Origin of the sequence: Actinoplanes sp. NPDC051343, assembly GCF_044455125.1 — a bacterium.
Taxonomy (GTDB): domain Bacteria; phylum Actinomycetota; class Actinomycetes; order Mycobacteriales; family Micromonosporaceae; genus Actinoplanes.
On the sequence record NZ_JBITEL010000016.1, the window covers coordinates 71,584 to 89,723 of the forward strand.

At 70.7% G+C, this 18,140-nt stretch carries 14 protein-coding genes; 6 read left to right on the forward strand and 8 right to left on the reverse strand.

Annotated elements, in window-relative coordinates; all coding sequences use genetic code 11:
- Positions 1 to 542 precede the first annotated feature (542 nt).
- Positions 543 to 1,166, reverse strand: coding sequence for a hypothetical protein (locus ACIA5C_RS40125; protein ID WP_396064823.1), 624 nt, complete (start codon positions 1,164 to 1,166; stop codon positions 543 to 545).
- A 336-nt stretch (positions 1,167 to 1,502) separates the two neighbouring features.
- On the opposite strand from ACIA5C_RS40125, the gene ACIA5C_RS40130 reads away from it, so the two are divergent.
- Positions 1,503 to 2,129, forward strand: coding sequence for a dihydrofolate reductase family protein (locus ACIA5C_RS40130; RefSeq protein WP_396064826.1), 627 nt, complete (start codon positions 1,503 to 1,505; stop codon positions 2,127 to 2,129).
- Here the strand turns inward: ACIA5C_RS40130 and glgC are convergent.
- The 4 genes from glgC to ACIA5C_RS40150 all read right to left on the reverse strand — a co-directional run bounded on the left by glgC (position 2,098) and on the right by ACIA5C_RS40150 (position 6,408).
- Positions 2,098 to 3,330 (reverse strand): glucose-1-phosphate adenylyltransferase, encoded by a 1,233-nt coding sequence (gene glgC, locus ACIA5C_RS40135; RefSeq protein WP_396064828.1) that lies wholly within the window; start codon positions 3,328 to 3,330, stop codon positions 2,098 to 2,100. The two genes, ACIA5C_RS40130 and glgC, sit on opposite strands and share 32 nt — an antisense overlap.
- 69 nt (positions 3,331 to 3,399) lie before the next feature.
- Positions 3,400 to 4,497, reverse strand: coding sequence for a hypothetical protein (locus tag ACIA5C_RS40140; protein ID WP_396064830.1), 1,098 nt, complete (start codon positions 4,495 to 4,497; stop codon positions 3,400 to 3,402).
- Complete coding sequence (locus ACIA5C_RS40145) at positions 4,469 to 5,107, reverse strand: class F sortase (RefSeq protein ID WP_396064833.1); 639 nt, start codon at positions 5,105 to 5,107, stop codon at positions 4,469 to 4,471. The genes ACIA5C_RS40140 and ACIA5C_RS40145 overlap by 29 nt, the downstream gene beginning before the upstream one ends.
- Positions 5,107 to 6,408 carry a hypothetical protein gene (locus tag ACIA5C_RS40150; RefSeq protein WP_396064835.1) on the reverse strand — a complete coding sequence of 434 codons (1,302 nt, stop codon included), beginning with the start codon at positions 6,406 to 6,408 and terminating at the stop codon, positions 5,107 to 5,109. Before ACIA5C_RS40150 ends, ACIA5C_RS40145 begins: the two co-directional genes overlap by 1 nt.
- A gap of 207 nt (positions 6,409 to 6,615) precedes the next feature.
- Between ACIA5C_RS40150 and ACIA5C_RS40155 the strand changes: the two genes are divergently transcribed.
- Both ACIA5C_RS40155 and glgA read left to right on the forward strand, forming a co-directional pair.
- Entirely contained in the window at positions 6,616 to 8,121 is a 1,506-nt protein-coding gene (locus tag ACIA5C_RS40155) for a serine/threonine-protein kinase (protein WP_396064837.1), read from the forward strand.
- A 9-nt stretch (positions 8,122 to 8,130) separates the two neighbouring features.
- On the forward strand, positions 8,131 to 9,327 hold the full coding sequence (gene glgA / locus ACIA5C_RS40160; protein WP_396064840.1) for a glycogen synthase: 1,197 nt from the start codon (positions 8,131 to 8,133) through the stop codon (positions 9,325 to 9,327).
- Between the two features lie 96 nt (positions 9,328 to 9,423).
- On the opposite strand, the gene ACIA5C_RS40165 is transcribed toward glgA, so the two are convergent.
- On the reverse strand, positions 9,424 to 10,275 hold the full coding sequence (locus ACIA5C_RS40165) for an NAD(P)/FAD-dependent oxidoreductase (RefSeq protein ID WP_396064842.1): 852 nt from the start codon (positions 10,273 to 10,275) through the stop codon (positions 9,424 to 9,426).
- Positions 10,276 to 10,330: 55 nt separating this feature from the next.
- Here ACIA5C_RS40165 and ACIA5C_RS40170 point away from each other — a divergent pair, with 55 nt between their 5' ends.
- Positions 10,331 to 11,962: a glycoside hydrolase family 10 protein gene (locus ACIA5C_RS40170; RefSeq protein ID WP_396064844.1), complete on the forward strand. Its 1,632-nt coding sequence runs from the start codon at positions 10,331 to 10,333 to the stop codon at positions 11,960 to 11,962.
- Between the two features lie 6 nt (positions 11,963 to 11,968).
- Here ACIA5C_RS40170 and ACIA5C_RS40175 read toward each other — a convergent pair whose 3' ends face one another.
- Positions 11,969 to 13,585: an ABC-F family ATP-binding cassette domain-containing protein gene (locus tag ACIA5C_RS40175; protein ID WP_396064847.1), complete on the reverse strand. Its 1,617-nt coding sequence runs from the start codon at positions 13,583 to 13,585 to the stop codon at positions 11,969 to 11,971.
- A 195-nt stretch (positions 13,586 to 13,780) separates the two neighbouring features.
- The gene (locus tag ACIA5C_RS40180; protein ID WP_396064849.1) at positions 13,781 to 14,596 is read right to left on the reverse strand and encodes a PhzF family phenazine biosynthesis protein; all 816 of its coding nucleotides are present in this window, start codon (positions 14,594 to 14,596) and stop codon (positions 13,781 to 13,783) included.
- An 87-nt stretch (positions 14,597 to 14,683) separates the two neighbouring features.
- Between ACIA5C_RS40180 and ACIA5C_RS40185 the strand changes: the two genes are divergently transcribed.
- On the forward strand, positions 14,684 to 16,108 hold the full coding sequence (locus ACIA5C_RS40185; protein ID WP_396064851.1) for a sigma 54-interacting transcriptional regulator: 1,425 nt from the start codon (positions 14,684 to 14,686) through the stop codon (positions 16,106 to 16,108).
- Between the two features lie 76 nt (positions 16,109 to 16,184).
- Positions 16,185 to 18,137 carry a VWA domain-containing protein gene (locus ACIA5C_RS40190; protein WP_396064853.1) on the forward strand — a complete coding sequence of 651 codons (1,953 nt, stop codon included), beginning with the start codon at positions 16,185 to 16,187 and terminating at the stop codon, positions 18,135 to 18,137.
- Positions 18,138 to 18,140: the final 3 nt, after the last annotated feature.

An 18,140-nucleotide genomic window follows, 5' to 3' on the forward strand; every position in this document is an offset into this window, starting at 1 on the left:
AGGTCCGGGCGAGCAGGAGCAAGCGGCACGAGGACGAAGGTCTCCGACGAGTGGCACCTTCCGCTGACGGCACCCCGCCCGTCTCTCATCACGGGCCCGGATCCGACGCGCCGGACACCGGAATGAATCTGGGGCAGGCCGGCCCGCCTCCGCCCCGGCGTCGCTTCAGTCACGCCGTCGATCGGGCCAGGCGACTCTGCAGCCGGCTGCTCATCAACCGATGACGGCAAACGCTGCCGACCACGCCCTGCGGGCCGGCGGTCGGTCAGAGATGGTCGGCGAGGTCGCTCGACATGAAGATCATGAATGCGACTTCTTCGCCTTCGGCGCCCTTGTAGTTACTGGTGTCCCTCCACCAGGCTTCGCTTGCGGCGTTGCTCCTTTGGTTCGCCTCGCTTCAAGGCCCGTGGTCTTGGTTGCTGATGCCTTTGGGCCGGGTTTCGGCTTCTTCTTCCTTCTCAACCATTTCGTCGCTGCCCCTATTGCCGCCAGTCCGCCGGCGGCGGCCACGGCGCTCAGAAGCCACTTCAATATGGCGCTGATTATTGGAAACGCGCCCCCGCGAAGTAAGAGAAGTCCTTGCCCACATCTACCGTTGCAACGTATTCGCTACTTGGCTCGAGTAGGTCCTTGGTGTCGGTATGGAAAACCGAAACCCTGACGATCAGCTTGATTTGCCCAGGTGAAGACGCGACTATGCTCCATGCCCAGTATCCGGTGTCGGTCGGCGCCAATATCGGTTGGGGAGCGTCGGTTTCCCAGATACTCGTGACGCTTACCTTGGGATCCGTTGCCGTCACGTCCACCTCGATATTGCCGCCTCTAATTCTTGCGGAGTAGTGGTTCAATTCGTAAGAATCCTTTTTAAGGAGGCCGGTCGGAACGCAATCTTCTGCTGTCTGGGATCCTTGAATGCATACAGACAGCGGAAAAGACTTGCCGGCCGCTGCGTGGTCCGAGATCGCCATGGTTACCGTGGCGTCGAAGAGAGCGCTTCGGTCCTCGGTTATGCTGTCCTGATAAAAGGCCTGGTCCGGGACGTCAGGAGCCGGCTCGCGTACTGGACCGCACGACGCGAGCAGTCCCAGCAGAATGAGCGCCAGGCCACATCGAGCCGGTTTGTTGCCAAGGCGGCAACCCTTGGCCCACCCGCTTTCGCCGGGCATGCAGGCATTATCGTACGGAATCCATTGCGGCGTCCAGATTGGACGCCTCTTCTGTCCCTAAAGATGAGCCGATTCCGGCTGAGTGGGGCGGGTGGGGGCTACATTCCCGCAGTATGGCGCGAATCGCTCAACGTGAGGGATCGTGGATCCAATTTGGCGGATCGCCAGGTCCGCCGCGTGCCCGACGAAGCGGACCAACGTCAGTCCCACCCTTCGACCGGGTCTTACGCCGTGGCAGCACCCGTCCTCGCCGAGGGCTGACATCTCGGTGGCGGTAGCGATGAGTTGAGCCCGCCGGCCCGGTCCATACCGGCGACACCCTACGGAGGAGACGACATGAGCAAGATCATCGCATCCATCACCACGTCGGTCGACGGGTTTGTCACCGGGCCCGGCGACGGGCCGGAGTGCGGCCTCGGCCGCGGCGGTGAACGCCTGCACTACTGGGTGATGGGTGGGCCGTGGACGTACGACGGCGGCCACGACTTTGCCATGCACGGACCCGACAAGGAGTTCTACGACGAGCTCGTCTCGACCGTGGCGTCCGGTGTCGTCGGCCGCGGCATGTACGACGCGGCCGGCGCCTGGGGCGGCACCAACCCGTTCCCCGGCACCCTGTTCGTGCTCACCCACCGCACCGCCGACCAGCCGCCGGCCGAGGCCCGCTTCCGCTTCGTCGCTAACCTCGACACCGCCCTCGCCCAGGCGGCCGAGGCGGCCGGGGAGGGCGACGTCGCCGTGGGCGGCGGCGCCGACATCATCCGGCAGGCGCTGGCCGCGGGAAAGGTCGACGAGCTGGTCATCTCGACGGCCCCGGTGATCCTCGGCGCCGGTAAGCGCCTGTTCGACGGCTTCCACCACGACCTGGACCTCGAGGTGATCAAGGCGTACAGCTCGCGGTACGCCACCCACGTCCGCTACGCGGTGACGTCTAAAGCTCGACCCGCTGACCTTTACCGATGACGACGATCCCGGAATCGCTGACGGTGTAGAGCTTCCGATCGCGATCGAGATCGACCCCGATCTGGGCGCCTTCGGGGATCGACACGTTCTTGTCGATGATGGCGTTCTTGACGACGGCACGGCGGCCGACCGAGACGCCTTCCATGATGACCGACCCCTCGACGTGCGACCACGAGTTGACGCGCACGTTGGGTGAGATCACCGAGCGCTCGACCAGCGAGCCGGAGATGACGACACCGGGGGAGATCATCGACTCGATCGCGCGCCCCTGGCGGTCGTCGTAGCCGTGCACGAACTTCGCCGGTGGCCACGAGCCGTAGTTCGTGAAGATCGGCCACTCGTGGTTGTACAGGTTGAAGACCGGCAGGGTGGCGATGAGGTCCATGTGGGCCTCGTAGAACGAGTCTAGTGTGCCCACGTCCCGCCAGTAGCCGCGGTCGCGGTCGGTGCTGCCCGGCACGTCGTTGTCGCGGAAGTCGTAGACGTTGGCCTCGCCGCGTTCGACGAGCATGGGGATGATGTTGCCGCCCATGTCGTGCTTGCTGTCCGGGTCCTGCGCGTCCTTGGTGACCGCCTCGCAGAGGGCGCGGGTCGTGAAGACGTAGTTTCCCATCGACGCGTAGATCTCGTCGGGCGAGCCGGGGAGGCCTTCGACGTCGCGGGGCTTCTCGCGGAAGGCCCGGATGCGCCGGCCGTCCTCGGCCACGTCGATGACGCCGAACTGGTCGGACATCGACTTGGGCTGGCGGATGCCGGCGACGGTGACCGCGGCGCCCGAGGCGATGTGGTCGTTGACCATCTGCTTCGGGTCCATGCGGTAGATGTGGTCGGCGCCGAAGACGATGACGTAGTCGGGCGACTCGTCGTTGATCAGGTTGAGGCTCTGGTAGATGGCGTCGGCCGAGCCGGCGAACCAGCGGGGGCCGAGCCGCTGCTGTGCGGGCACCGGTGTGACGTAGTTGCCGAGCAGGGTCGACATGCGCCAGGTCTTGGAGATGTGGCGGTCGAGGGAATGCGACTTGTATTGGGTCAGCACCACGATTTTGAGGTAGCCGCCGTTGGCGAGATTGGAGAGGACGAAGTCGATCATCCGGTAGATCCCGCCGAACGGGACGCCGGGCTTCGCACGGTCTGCGGTGAGGGGCATCAGGCGCTTGCCCTCGCCGCCCGCCAGCACGATCGCAAGCACCTTTACAGCCATGCGCTGACTCTATTTTTCCGCGGCCGATGACGCCACCCGAAGCGGGGGTTTCGGCCGCGGTGTCCGCGTTCAGGAGTCGGCGTCGGGCGGGGGTGGCGGCACGGCGGGGCGGCCGGGGGCGGCGCCGGGCACGGCGACCCGCCCGCGTACGGGAGTGGGGTCGCCCGGAGCGGCGGCCGGGACCGGGCGGCGGGGTCGCAGCAGCGGGAGCGCGACCGCGGCGGCCAGCAGGACGACGAGGAGCGCGCCACCGGCCCACCACCAGACCGAGGGGCCGCCCTCGTCGTCACGACCTTGACCGGCGGCGGCGGTGGCCGGGATGTCGGCCGGGCCTCTGAAGGTCGCGTCCCCGGTCCTGACCTTGACCGACACCCGGGCCGGGAGCCGGGCCGGGGTGGCCAGCTGGACCAGGTAGCGGGCGGCCAGGGTGGTCTGCACCTGGTCGAGGGCGGGCACGACGACCGGGTCGCCGGCCGGGGCGAAGAAGCCGCCGGTGCCTTCGGTCGCGGCGGCCCAGTATCCGTTGCCGCTCGCGGTGCCGACGACGACCAGGATCGTGCCGCTGTCCCGGAACTCGGCGCTGAGCGCTTCGGCTCCGATGCTGCCGGCGTTGGGCGCGCCGGTGTAGAGCACCACCACGCGGCGACCGGGGGCGGTGCCGGGGAACTGCTTGGTGGCCAGGGCGAGCGCGGCCGTCGTGTCGCGGGTGCCGTGGGCGGTCATCTGGGTGAGGGTGGCCACGATGCCGGCCGGACCGACCTGGGGCGCGCCGCCGACCTTGGCCGGTGCGGCCGAGGAGACCACCACGGCCTGGGCGTCGGGCGGGGCGGCGAGGCTGAACCGGGCGGCCGCGCTCGACCAGGCGGCCAGGTTGGCGGCGCCGGCCCGGGCGTCGTCGACGACGAGGGCCAGGGCGAGGCCGGACGAGACGACCGGGACCAGGGTGGCCTTCTGGGTCTGGCCGCCCGCGGTGACGGTGAGGGCTCCGGCCTTGTCGTCGCTGGCGCTCAGGTCGACGACGAGGGTGCTCGTCCGGGCGCCGGGGAAGACGGCCTCGACGGGCAGCGGGATGTCCGCGGCGGCGGCCGGGCCGCCGGCCAGGAGCGGCGCGGCGACCAGGACCAGCACCAGGGCGGCCCTACTTTTCCACGGCGAACGCGATGACATTGTCGCGGTAACTCCCTTTCGCCGGGTCGAAGCTGCCGCCGCAGGTGACCAGCCGCAGCGTCGGGTCGAGGGTGGGCGCGTAGACCAGGTCGGTCGGGAACCGGGTCTTCAGCACTTTCTGCACTTTCGTGACGGCGAAACTGACCGAACTGCCATCGGCCCGGTCGACGCGGATCTCGGTGCCGGCCTTCACGGCGTGCAGGTCGATGAAGATGCCGGGGCCGTCCTTCGAGTCGACGTGCCCGAGGATCACCGCCGGTCCGGGCTGGCCGGGCCGCGGGCCGCCGTCGTACCAGCCGGCGATGTCGGTGCGCGGCGGCACGGCGACGCTGCCGTCGGACTGCAGGCCCAGGTTGATCAGCTTGCTGTCGACGTGCAGGGCCGGGATGCGGATGCGTACGGGCGGGGCGACCTCGTCGTACGTCCGCACCGACTGGAAGGAGTCGGCCGGGTTGGGCCGGGTGCCGGGCGGGTCGGCCGTCTGCTGTCCGGCCACCGGGTGGGCGGAGCCCGGCGACCGGACGACGGCCAGGATCACGGCCACCGCCACGGCCGCCACGAGCAGGGCCGCCGCCGCGAGCAGCGGGACCCGGAACTTGCGGACCGGCATCACCAGGTCGCCACGAGGCCGGCCTCGCCGCCGTAGCCGGTCTGGGCGCCGCCCTGGGGCAGCTTCTCCGCCACCGACTCGCCGAACGCGTCGGCCAGGGTGCGGGCCAGGTCGAACATGTGGTTGTAGGTCTCGTAGCCGACGTCGTGGGCCTTGACGTAGTCCTTGGCCGCGTAGGCGTCGGCGTGCTGCATCAGCATCTGGTCATGGTCGCGCAGGGCGGCCGCATATTGCGCCTTGGTCAGCCGGTTGTGGGTGGCGCCGGCCAGGAAGGCCGACATCTGCGTCTCGAAGGTGGCCAGCCGGGCCTTGGCGGCCTGCTGCCGGGTCTGGTCCTTGGCCGCGGTTGCCGCGCCGTACGACACGAGCGCGTCGACGTGCGAGGCCCACATCCCCTGGAACTGCTTGCCCGCGGACGCGCTGAACAGCGTGCCGATCGCGGCCGAGATGTCCTGGGTGTTGCCGTTCATCTGGTCGCCCGCGGCGCTGAAGTCGGGCGTGTTGCTGGCCGCGGCCCGGGTCGTGTCCTCGATCAGCACCGCGTGCTCGGCGAGCAGCTCGCCCAGCTGGGAGCGCAGTCGCCAGATCGGCTGCTGGAGGATGGCGACGTCGGACTTGGGGAGCAGCGCGTCGTCGAGGGCGAGGCCCAGCGCGTACGTGTGCTGGAAGCCGGCGCGGTAGAGCTTGTCGGCGGCCGGATAGTCCTTCTTCGCGTACGCGTCGGCCTGTTCTGTCAGATGGTCGACATGCATTTCGACCGCGGACCGGGCGTCGGACTTGGACAGGCGGCCCTTGGAGGCTGCGGAGAAGAAGTCGGCCAGCTTGTTCTCCGACACCACCAGCCGGGCGTCGGAACTCTTGCGGGCCGAGTCGTTGTGGTCGGCCAGCGCGCCCGCATAGGTCACCAGATCAACCACATGCTGGGACCAGAGCGGGGAGAACGACTTGGCCGCGGGCGTGCCGAACAGCTGCCCGATCAGGCCCGACATGTCGTCGGTGTTCTTGTTGAGGGCGGCGTTGGCGGCCTGCACGAAGTCGTCGTCGCCGCGGATGCGGCTGCGCATCAGGTCGGCGGCGAGCACCGAGTGCTGGCCGAGCATGGCCTGCAGGCGTACGGCAAGGTCGGCGGCCGTGTTCTGCTGGGCGGCCGGAATCAACACGGTGCTGTCGTCGTGGAAGGTGCCGAGCGCGCGGGGACTGTCCGGTTCATGCAGAACGACGGCGGTGCCGATCGGCAGCGCGGCGACCAGTCCGGCGCACAGCCATCGCCAGATCCGCGGGCTTCCTCCGTGCTTAGGCATGTTTGTGAGCTCCGTGTATCTACCCGGTTGCGAGGACGGTAACGCTCTGACGGACAGGACGGTACAGCCGGCATCGAAGCTGGTCTTCCCCCATGCGGACCAGTGGCAGTCCGCCGAACTGCCCCACTCGTGGGCAGGAAAGGGCAGGCGCGCATCCGGTACCGTCAGGGGTACGACTTGGCGGAGTCGAGCAGATCTGGGGATCGGATGACGGCGGAGGGCCTAACAGCCGCGGGACAGCTCGTTGCCGGGCGCTACCGCGTGGTCCGGGCGCTCGGTGCGGGCGGCCTGGGCCATGTGTGGCTGGGCGCCGACGAGATGGTCGACCGTGAGGTCGCGCTGAAGAAGAGCGTGCTGCCCGAGGCCCTGTCGGCCGAGGAGCGGGCGCTCGTGCGCGAACACGCGGTCGCCGAGGCCCGCGCGGTGGGGCGCATCATGCATCCCAATGTCGTGCGGGTCATCGACGTCGTGTCCGAGTCGGTGGAGGACGACCCGTGGATCGTCATGGAGTACGTGCCGTCCCGGTCGCTGCTCGAGGTCATCGAGGAGGACGGCCCGCAGCCGCCCGGCCGGGTCGCGATGATCGGGCTGGCGGTGCTCGACGGCCTGACCGCGGCGAGCCGGGCCGGGTTGCTGCACCTCGACGTCAAGCCGGGCAACGTGCTGGTCTGCCCGGACGGCCGCATCGTGCTCAACGACTTCGGCCCGGCGGTGACCGGGCCCGGCATCGCCGCGCTGACCGAGGCCGGCATCATTCTGGGCTCGCCGAAATACGTCGCTCCGGAGCGGCTGTTCGACAACACCTCGACCGAGCGCTCCGATCTGTGGTCGCTCGGCGCGACGCTCTACCACGCGGTCGAGGGCCGGCCGCCCTATTCGCGGCCGACGACCGACGACACGCTGCGGGCGCTCGACACCGAACCGCCCGACCCGTTCGAGCACGCCGGCCCGCTCGGCCCGGTGCTCGAGCGGATGCTGCGGCGTGACCCGGCCGAGCGGTTGAGCCCGGCCGAGGCGGAGAACGCGCTGCGCCGGGTCATCCTGCCGTCCACCCCGGCGATCGCCGAGGAAGAGGCGGTGCCGCGCAAGCGCGTCCCGGGTCCCGTACGCATCAGCGCCGCCGCCCGGCGCTACGCGGGCCGCGGCCGCCGCCTGGCCATCGTGGCCGCGGTCGTGGTGGTCGCCGGCGGTACGGCCGCGGTCGCCGCCGCCGCGCCCCGCTCCGAGCATCCGGCCGCCGCGCCGACGCTCAGCGTGGCCCCGCCCTCGCCGTCGGAGGCGGCGCCGCTGGACGCGCTGCCCGCCGGCTTCGCGTGGTGGACCAGCCCCGACGGCGCCTACCGGATCGCCGTGCCCGACGGCTGGCACCACGGGCCGGGCGCGCTGTTCACGAACGGCAAGCTGAGCCTGCGGGTCACGGTCTGGAAGTCACCGCCGGCCGATCTCGCCGACGGCCTGACCATGGGCGAGGGCAAGACGAAGCTCGACGAGTACCAGCGGGTCACCATGGGCCAGATCCCGGGAACGGCGAACGCGGAATGGGGATACACCTTCCGCGACCCGCGCACCGGGCCGATGCGCGCCCAGCAGGACGTGATCACGCTGGGCTCGAAGACCTACCGGATCGAGTGGCGCTGCCCGCGCGACGACTGGGCCGGCCTGTTCGGCAAGTGGACCGTGGTCCTCGACAGCTTCGGGCCCGCCCGAGGTTAAGGTGTGGGCGTGACTGAGCTGCGCGTCGATCTGATCACCCGCGAATATCCGCCCGAGGTCTACGGCGGCGCCGGCGTACACCTGGAATACCTCTCCCGCGACCTGCGGCCGCTGGCCGACGTGCGGGTGCACTGCTTCGGCGCGCCGCGCACCGAGCCGGGCGTCACGGCGTACCCGGAGCCGGCCGGGCTGGCCGGCGCCAACGCCGCGCTGCGCACCATGGGCGTCGACCTCGAGATGGCGGCCGGCTGCGAGGGCGCCGACGTCGTGCACAGCCACACCTGGTACGCCAACTTCGCCGGCCACACGGCCAAGCTGCTGTACGGCGTACCGCACGTCGTGACCACGCACAGCCTGGAGCCGCTCCGGCCGTGGAAGGCCGAGCAGCTGGGCGGCGGTTACGCGCTCTCCTCGTTCTGCGAGCGGGTCGCGATCGAGAACGCGGACGCGATCGTCGCGGTGTCGGGCGGCATGAAGAAGGACGTGCTCGCGGCGTACCCGAGGGTCGACCCGGACCGGATCCAGGTGGTCTACAACGGCATCGACACCGAGCTCTACCAGCCCGACCAGGGCACCGACGTGATCGAGCGGCTCGGCATCGACCTCAACCGCCCGAGCGTGGTCTTCGTCGGCCGCATCACCCGGCAGAAGGGCCTGCCCTACCTGATGCGGGCCTGCCACGACCTGCCGGCCGAGGCGCAGATCGTGCTGCTGGCCGGTGCGCCCGACACCGAACAGATCGCCGAGGAGGTCGAGGGGCTGGCCCGTGACCTGCGTGCGGCCCGCGATCCGCAGGGCGTGATCTGGGTGCAGGAGATGCTGCCCAAGCACGAGGTCATCCAGGTGCTCACGCACGGCACGGTGTTCGTCTGCCCGTCGATCTACGAGCCGATGGGCATCGTCAACCTGGAGGCGATGGCCTGCGAGACCGCCGTGGTGGCGACCGCGACCGGCGGCATCCCCGAGGTGGTCGCCGACGGCGAGACCGGCCTGCTGGTGCCGATCGAGCAGCTGACCGACGGCACCGGCACCCCGGTCGACCCGGACAAGTTCGTGGCCGACTTCGGTGCCGCGATGACCGAGCTGATCCGCGACCCTCAGCGGGCGCAGCGGATGGGTCTGGCCGGTCGCGAGCGGGCGGTCACCAAGTTCAGCTGGTCCCGCATCGCCGAGGACACGATGAAGGTCTACCGGTCAGTGCTCTGAGACGATTCAGTGCTCTGAGACGATTCAGCGCTCTGAGACGATTCAGTGCTCTGAGACGATTCAGCGCTCTGAGACGATTCAGTGCTCTCAGACGATTCAGCGCTCTGAGATGATGCTGCGCGCGACGGCCCGGCCGCTGAGCCAGGCCGTCTGCACGCGCGGCTTCCCGAACGCGTCCCCGCAGAGATAGACGTTCCCGGCCCGGGCGAAACCGGCCGGACCGGGTGCGGGCGTCGCGTAGGGCCACGGGAACGCGTCGACGCGCGGGGTCTCGCCGATGCCGAGGATCTCGCCGACCGCGGCGGCCAGCTTGGCGCCGTCGCCGCTCGGCGCGAACTCGGGCGTGGCGTGGGCGACCAGCACCGGAGCCCGGTCGCCGCGCCGATCGCCGTCGTCGACGATCGTCGCCACGATCGGATGGTCGTTCACGAAGGCGCCGTGAAAATCGGTCCACACCCTTTTCCCGTACGTCAGGACGACCGCCAGCGACGGCAACCACGACTGCTCCCGGGCCGGGGCGAGGTCGGCGATCCGCAACGCCTCGGGTCCCGGCATCGCGAGCACCACCGCGTCGGCCCGGGGCAGCCCGGTCACCTCGGCGCCCAGCGTGATCTCCAACTCGCCGGCGAGGTCCTCGGCCAGGCTGCGCAGCCCGCCCGGGGCGGACCAGCGCATCGGGCCGGGCCCGTGCTGGCCGCGGAAACTGTCCGTCCACGGCCGCGCCAGCCCGGCGATCCGCCAGCTCTGCAGGCGGCCCAGGAACGCCGGATCGTCGGCCGTCACATACGCCGCGCCGATGTCGGCGATGCGCCCGTCGATGCGTACGCTCGCCAGCCGGCCGCCGACGCCCGGCGCCCGCTCGATCACCCGGACCGGAATCCCGGCGTCGAGAATTTCCCGGGCGCAGGCCAGGCCGGCGATCCCGGCTCCTACCACGATGACCGTCACACGGCGGACTCTACGGCCGTCGGGGCGCCTGCGCGGGCAAGGCAGACTGTTCGACATGCGTCGACGTCCACCCCTGAAGCTGGTCCTGCTGCTCGGCGCCGTGCTGTTCATCGTCGCGGTGCTCGGTGTCGGCCTCCTGCGGGCGGCGACCTATCACGCTCCTCCGGTGGCCGGCGGCTCGTCCGGGCCGCCGGCGATCGGGCCGGCCGTCGGCGAGATCGGACGGTGCGGCTCGGTGCCGGCGTCGGCGCCGCGTCAGCTGCGGGGAATGTGGCTGACCACGGTTCTCAACCTGGATTTCCCGGCCCGGCCGGGCGAGTCCGAGGCGCAGATCAAGGGCGAGTACGAGAAATGGCTCGACGTGGCGGTCGCGCAGCGGCACAACGCGATCTTCGTGCACGTACGCCCGAGCGGCGACGCCTTCTGGCCCTCGCAGTACGCGCCCTGGTCGGAGTGGCTGACCGGCAAGCGGGACGGCCGGTCGCCCGGGTGGGACCCGATGGCGTTCATGGTCAGCGAGGCGCACGCCCGCAACCTGGAGTTCCATGCCTGGTTCAACCCGTTCCGGGGCAGCCAGCCGGCCCCCGACGGACCGGGCGCGGCGTTCGCGAAGCTGGCGCCGACCAACCCGCTGCTCAAGCACAAGGACTGGGCCATCTCCTATCCGACCGGCCGGACCGCCCGGTTCTACTACGATCCGGGCAATCCGTCGGCGCGCAAGTACGTCGAGGACTCGATCCTCGAGGCGGTCCAGAAGTACGACGTCGACGGGGTGCATTTCGACGACTTCTTCTACCCGTACCCGGAGAAGGGGCAGGATTTCCCGGACTCGGCCAGCTTCGCCCGGTGGGGCGCCGGGAAGTCGCGGGCGAACTGGCGGCGGGGCAACGTCGACACGTTCATGCGCGAGATGGACCAGCGGATCAAGCAGCTCAAGCCGTGGGTGAAGTTCGGGGTGAGCCCGTTCGGCATCTGGCGGAACTCGTCGTCGGACCGCACCGGGTCGCCGACCGACGGGCTGGAGAGCTACAGCGCCCAATATGCCGACACCCGCAAATGGGTGAAACAGGGCTGGCTCGACTACATCGTGCCCCAGTTGTACTGGCAGATCGGGTTCGGTAAGGCCGACTACGCCAAGCTGCTGCCGTGGTGGTCGGCGGTGGTGCAGGGCACCGGGGTGCAGCTCTACATCGGTGAGGCCGACTATCGGGTCGGGGAATCCGGGGCGTGGAGTGACCCGGCGCAGCTGGTCAAGCAGATGACGCTCGACCAGAAGTATCCGGCGGTGCAGGGCCAGGTGCATTATTCGGCGACGCAGGTCCGCCAGAACAAGCTCGGTGCGGTTGCGAAATATCGGGACAAATTTTACGGTACGCCGGCCCTGGTCCCGATCATGAAGCGGCTCCCGGCCGCGCCACCCGGCGCGCCCCGCCTCGTGTCGGCTCATCGAGGCGCGCGAGGAACGCTCGATCTCGACACGAAGGCCGGGGACGGGGCGGCGGCGACCAGCTGGGCGCTCTACCGCGTCGACGGGGCCTCGGCCGGCCTGGTCGCGACCGGCCGGGCCGGCACCCCCGTGGCCGACCCCGCGGCGCCCGCGGGACACGCCGTCTACTGCCTCAGCGGGCTCGACCGCTCGGGCAACGAGGGGCCGCTGAGCCCGCCGTTCACCGCCGACGCGTCCTGACCGGACCTACTGCAGCACCTTGCCGGCGTCCACCTCGAGGTGGCGGTTCGTGTGTACCGCCTCGAGCATCCGGCGGTCGTGGGTGACCAGCAGCAGCGTGCCCGCAAAGCCGGCCAGCGCCGACTCCAGCTGCTCGATCGCCGCCAGGTCGAGGTGGTTGGTCGGCTCGTCGAGCACCAGCAGGTTGACCCCGCGGGCCTGCAGCAGCGCGAGAGCCGCCCTCGTGCGCTCGCCGGGGGAAAGCGTCGACGCGGGGCGGACCACGTGGTCGGACCGGAGACCGAACTTGGCGAGCAACGTGCGTACGTCGGCATCGCTGAACGAAGGCACCGCCTCGCCGAAGGCGGCCATCAGGGGTTGCTCGCCGACGAACAGCCCGCGCGCCTGATCGACCTCGCCGACCACCACGCCCGGACCCAGCGCGGCCGCCCCCGAGTCGAGGGGCAGCCGGCCGAGCATGGCGGCCAGCAGCGTCGACTTGCCGGAACCGTTGGCCCCGGTGATCGCCACCCGGTCGGCCCAGTCGATCTGCAGGGTGACCGGACCGAGCGTGAAGTCGCCCCGCCGCACCACCGCGTCGCGCATCGTCGCCACCACCGCGCCGGCCCGCGGCGCCGCGGCGATCTCCATCCGCAGCTCCCACTCCTTGCGCGGCTCCTCGACGACGTCCATGCGCTCGATCAGCTTCTCGGTCTGGCGCGCCTTGGCCGCCTGCTTCTCGGAGGTCTCGCCCCGGTGGTGCTTGATGTGCTTGTCCCCGTCGGTGGCCTTGCGCCGGGCGTTGCGGACGCCCTTCTCCATCCAGGCGCGCTGCATGCGGGCGCGTTCGAGCAGGTCCCCGCGCTTGTCCGAGTACTCGTCGTAGTCCTCCCGGGCGTGCCGGCGGGCCCGCTCGCGCTCCTCGAGGTACGCCGCGTAGCCGCCGCCGTAGAGGTTGACCCTCTGCTGGGCCAGGTCGAGCTCGAGGACGCCGGTGACCGTGCGGGTGAGGAACTCGCGGTCGTGGCTGACCACCATCGCGCCCGCGCGCAGACCACCGACGAACTCCTCCAGCCGGGCCAGGCCGTCCAGGTCGAGATCGTTGGTCGGCTCGTCGAGCAGGAAGATGTCGTACCGGCTGAGCAGGAGCGACGCCATGCCGGCCCGGGCCGCCTGACCGCCCGAGAGCGCCGTCATGAGGCGGTTGGGGTCGAACGGGAGGGCCAGCTCGGCGATGCGTTCCTCCAGGTCGGCGCCGCCGAGATCGAGCCAGCGTTCGAGGGCGGCGGAATATCCGTCGTCCTTCTCGCCGGCGGCCAGGGCCTCGGCGGCCCGGTCCATGGCGGCCTGGGCGGGGCCGACACCGGTGCGGCGGGCGAGGAACTCGCGCACCGTCTCACCCGGGCGTCGCTCCCGCTCCTGCGGGAGATAACCCACGGTCGCGGTGGGCGGGCTCAGCGAGATGGTGCCGTTTTCCGCGGGGACCAGGCCGGCCAGCGTACGTAGAAGGGTCGTCTTGCCCGCTCCGTTGACCCCGACCAGGCCGATCACGTCACCAGGCGCGATCACCACGTCGAGGCCGGCGAAGAGGGCGCGGTCGCCGTGCCCGGAGGCGAGGTCCCGCACGATCATCGTGGCGCTCATGTCGGCGTCGAGCTTAGTACGGCGGCCGGGCCGTCGAGCGCCGCCACCGTGGCGCTGTGGGACCACGTCGTCGGCCTCGCCCGGTTCCCCGGGTTCGCCGAGCTCAGGCGCAGCCTGCGGGAGCGGCCGCGGCTGCCGTCTCCGGCGTCACCACGCAGGAGACGGGCCGGCCCGAGGACTGGGTCGCGGGTCGGCTCAGCCGGTGATCGGTACGGCCGTTCCGCTCACCCGGACGCGGTCGTCGCCCGGGATGAGCGTGACGGTGATCCGGCTCGGCCGGCCCATGTCGTGACCCTGCCGGATGGTGACCTCCGCGTCCTCGGGGACCACCTTGAGCTCACGCAGGTAGGCGCCGAGGGCGGCGGCGGCCGCGCCGGTGGCCGGGTCCTCGTAGACGCCGCCGACCGGGAACGGGTTGCGCACGTCGAAGGTGTCGTCGGCGGCCCGGTGGACGAGCTGGATCGTGGTCCAGTCGCGGGCCCCCATCAGAGCCTTGAGGGCGTCGACGTCGTAGTCGAGGCCGGCCAGTCCGGAGCGGGTCGCAAGGGCGATGACCGGGTGGTGCGCGCCGGCGTAGGCCACCTTCGGCGGCAGTGACCCGTCGAGGTCGGAGCCGGAGTAGCGGAGGGCCTCGAGGAGCGCGCCGAGGTCGGCCGGGTCGAGGTCGGCCACCGAGGCGGGGACGCTGGTCAGGGTCGCCCGGCCGCTCCCGTCGACGGTGATGGGCACCTCGCCGGCGTTGGTCGTGAAGACGTGCTCGCCCGGTCCGAGAGCGACCGCGGTGGCGATCGTGGCGTGACCGCAGAACGGCACCTCGATCTCGGGGCTGAAGTAGCGGACCCGGTAGGGGCCGGACGCCGAGACGATGAAGGCCGTCTCGGAATAGCCGACCTCGGCCGCGATCGTCAGCATCTCGACGTCGGAGAGCCCTCTCGCGTCGAGCACGATCCCGGCGGGGTTGCCCCCACCCGGATCCGCGGTGAAGGCCGCGTACCGCTGAATTTCCGTCATGGGCTTGATCCTCGCCACATAGTTCGGACCCGGCCAGGGCCAATCGGCGGCCGCTGGTTGTCACACCGGCGGAGTAGCGTTCTCCCGGTGACAGACGCACCAACCGCGATCACACCCACGCCACCATCCGATCTTGCGCGCACCCTGGGCGAGCTGCGGGCCTCGGGCCACGAGTTCCGCACGGTCAAGGAGGAGTTGCGCGACAACCTGCTCGACCGGCTGCGTTCCGGCGCGCCGCGCTTCCCCGGCATCGTCGGCTACGACGACACCGTGCTTCCCGAGGTCGAGCGGGCGCTGCTCGCCGGCCACGACATGGTCCTGCTCGGCGAGCGGGGCCAGGGCAAGACCCGCCTGATCCGCGGGCTGGTCGATCTGCTCGACGAGTGGACGCCGTACATCTCGGGCAGTGAGCTCCGCGAACACCCGTACCTTCCGTTGACCCCCGCCTCCCGGCGGCTGGCCGCCGAGACCGGCGACCTTCTGCCGATCTCCTGGCTGCACCGCAGCGAGCGCTACGGGGAGAAGCTGGCCACGCCCGACACCAGCGTCGGTGACCTGATCGGCGACGTCGACCCGATCAAGGTGGCCGAGGGGCGGGCGCTTGGCGACCCCGACACGATTCACTTCGGCCTGGTGCCGCGCACCAACCGGGGCATCTTCGCGGTCAACGAACTGCCCGACCTCGCCGAGCGCATCCAGGTGTCGCTGCTCAACGTGCTCGAGGAGCGCGACATCCAGGTCCGCGGCTACCAGCTGCGGCTACCGCTCGACCTGCTGCTCGTGGCGAGCGCCAACCCGGAGGACTACACCAACCGCGGGCGCATCATCACGCCGCTCAAGGACCGGTTCGGCGCCGAGATCCGCACGCACTATCCGGTCGACCTCGAACTGGAGACCGCGCTCGTACGGCAGGAGGCCGCGCTCGTCGCGGCCGTGCCCGACCACCTGGTCGAGGTCATCGCCCGCTACACCCGGGCGGTGCGCGAGTCGCCGGCCGTCGACAGCAGCTCGGGCATCTCGGCCCGGTTCGCGATCGCGGCCGCCGAGACCGTGGCGGCCTCCGCGCTGCGCCGGTCCGGCCTGCGCAACGAGCGCGAGGCCGTGGCCCGCATCTGCGACACCGCCTCGGTGACGTCGACGCTGCGGGGCAAGGTCGAGTTCGAGAGCGGCGAGGAGGGTCGCGAGACCGAGGTGCTCGCGCACCTGTTGCGGGTCGCGACCGCCGAGACGTTCCGGGCCCGGCTGGCCGGCCTCGACCTGTCCGGCTTCACCGACCTGGTCGCCGAGGGCGCGATCATCGAGACCGGTGACCTGGTCAGCGCCGACGAGCTGCTGGGCCAGATCGGCACCGTGCCCGGCCTGGCCAAGGTGCTCGACCGGCTCGGACTGGGCGACGCGCCGAGCCCGGGGCAGGCGGCGAGCGGCATCGAGTTCGTGCTCGAAGGGCTCCACCTGACCAGGCGGCTGGCGAAGGAGCTCACCGACGACGGCCGCACCCTGTACGGGAGCTGACATGAGCGGGAGCGGGGAGGCTACGGCCTTCACCACGACGGTGCATGATCGCCGAGTCGCGGAGCGGAGGTAAGCATTGAGCGGCAACAGGTTCCGTTACGGCGCTTGGCGCGACGGGCCCGACCCCCTGGCGCCGCCCTACGACGTGCGGGCCGCGGTCGACGAGGTGGGGGAGCGCGTGCTCGAGGGCGAGAGCCTTCGCGACGTGCTCCGCGACCTGGTCCGCCGGGGGCCGCGAGAGGGCCGGGGCCTCGACGACCTGCGGGCCCGCGCCCGGCGGATGCGTCGCGAGGCGCTGCGCCGGGGCAACCTCGACGGCGCGGTGACCCGGGCCCAGCAGCTGCTCGACCAGGCTCTGGCCGCCGAGCGCGACGAGCTGACCCGCCATGACGACGATTCCGCGCGGTTCAACGAGGCGGTGCTCGACAGTCTGCCGCGGTCGACGTCGCGCGCGGTGGAGGAACTGTCCGAATACGATTGGGCCTCTTCCGAAGCGCGCGATTTGTACAACCAGATCCTCGACGGTCTGCGCCGTGAAGTGGTGGAACAGCGCTTCGCCGGCATGAAGCAAGCCCTGGAAAGCGGCGACATGTCCGGGGTGTCGGAAATGGTGAGCGACCTCAACGACCTGCTGGCGCGCCACGCCCGCGGCGAGGACACGACCGACGCGTTCCAGCAGTTCATGGACAAGCACGGCCAGTTCTTCCCCGACAATCCGGAAAACATCGAGGAACTGATCGACTCGCTGGCCCGCCGGGCGGCGGCGGCCGAGCGGCTCATGCGCTCGCTCAGCCCGCAGCAGCAGGAGGAACTCTCCCGGTTGATGGACCAGGCGCTCGGCGACGGCCCGCTGCGCGGGCAGCTCGGCGAGCTGACCAGCAACCTGCAGGCCCTGCGACCCCAGCTCAACTGGGGCCGCGGCGAGCGGATGCGTGGCTCGCAGGACCTCGGCTACGGCGAGGCGGCCGGCGTGCTCGGCGAGATCGGCGAACTCGACGAGCTGCTCGACCAGCTCGGCCAGGAACACCCGGGGGCCACACTCGACGACGTCGACGTCGAACTGGTCGAACGCCAGCTGGGCCGCTCGGCCGGCGACGACGTGCGGCGGCTGCGCGACCTCGAACGGGAGCTGCAACGGCAGGGCTGGGTCACCCGCGACAGCGAGGGCCTCAACCTGTCGCCGAAGGCGCTGCGCCGGCTCGGCCGCACCGCGCTGGCCCGGGTCTTCGACGACCTCTCGGGCTCCAAGCAGGGCCAGCACGACCTGCGCGACGCGGGCGCGGCGGGTGACCTCATCGGTTCCTCGCGGCGGTGGGAATTCGGCGACGAACAACCCATCGACGTCGTGCGCACCATCGGCAACGCGGTCCGGCGGCGGGCCGCCGGTGGCGTCGGCGTCCTTCCGGTACGCCTTGCGCCCGACGATTTCGAGGTCGCCGAGACCGAGCGGCGAGCGTCCGCCGCGGTGGCCCTCTGCGTCGACCTGTCCTATTCGATGTACGCCGACGGCCGCTGGGGGCCGATGAAGCAGACCGCGCTGGCCCTGTCCCACCTGGTCGCCACGCAGTACCCGCAGGACTCGCTGCAGATCATCGGCTTTGGCAAGTACGCCTCGACCCTCTCCCAGGGCCAGCTGGCGGCCATCGACCCGACCGAGGAGAAGGGCACCAACCTGCAGCACGCCCTGAAGATCGCCGGGCGGCACGTCCGCCGCCACCCGGGCGCGGAGCCGGTCATCCTGGTCGTCACCGACGGCGAGCCCACGGCCCACCTCGACGACGAAGGCGAGGCAGTCTTCTGGTGGCCGCCGCTGCCCGAGACCGTCCGGGCCACGGTCCACGAGGTCGACCACCTGACCCGCTACGGCGCCACGCTCAACTTCTTCATGCTCGGCGAGGACCCGGGCCTGAAAAACTTCGTCGACGCCGTGGCCCAGCGCAACGGCGGCCGCGTCTTCAGTCCCGACATCCAGGAGTTGGGGCGCTACGTGGTCGACGACTACGTCCGCGCCCGCCGCGGCAAGCGCTGACTT